We start from the raw sequence: 652 nt of genomic DNA on the forward strand, positions 1-652 counted from the left end.
TTGTGGCGGTTAAGGACGGGAGCGCCCTGGCGCGACGTGCCAGCACGCTATGGACCTTGGCAGACCTGCTATGACCGATTCGTCCGCTGGTCACGTGACGGCACTTGGAAGCGCCTGCTCAAGATCATGCAAGCGGCCGCGGATGAAGCAGGTCTGATCGATTGGGATGGTGCTGCGCTCGATGCCACTCACGTCAAAGCCCAACGCAGCGCTGCCGGAGCACGGAAGAAGCTGCCTGCGGCGGAAAAAAGGGGGCCATAACCGACGAGTGGCTGGGTCGATCGCGCGGTGGCATCACCAGCAAGATTCACTTGTGTGTTGATGGACACGGGCTACCCTTGTCCGTTGTCGTCACTGCCGGGCAATGCAGCGATGCGGCGCACCTTGGGCAGGTACTCGATGCCATCTGTGTGCCGCGTCCTGCCCGAGGACGTCCACGCAAACGCCCATCGTGCTTGCGCGTCGACCGCGCCTACGGCGCACGCCATTATCGACAGCAGATTCAAGGTCGTGGCATACGGTGTATTTGCCCCGAACGCCTTGACGCGCAGAAGAGCCGACTGCGTAAAGGAGCTCGGGGTGGATCGCCGCCACGGTTCGACGCCGAGGCCTATAAAGGCCGCAACGTCGTCGAGCGAGCGATCAATCGGCT

1 pseudogene is annotated in these 652 nt (G+C 62.6%); it reads left to right on the forward strand.

The features are described from left to right. Positions 1-652: pseudogene (locus tag V7778_RS25075) on the forward strand (IS5 family transposase); the annotation flags it as partial.

It is taken from the genome of Massilia sp. DD77 (assembly GCF_036961685.1).
Classification (GTDB): Bacteria; Pseudomonadota; Gammaproteobacteria; order Burkholderiales; family Burkholderiaceae_D; genus Telluria.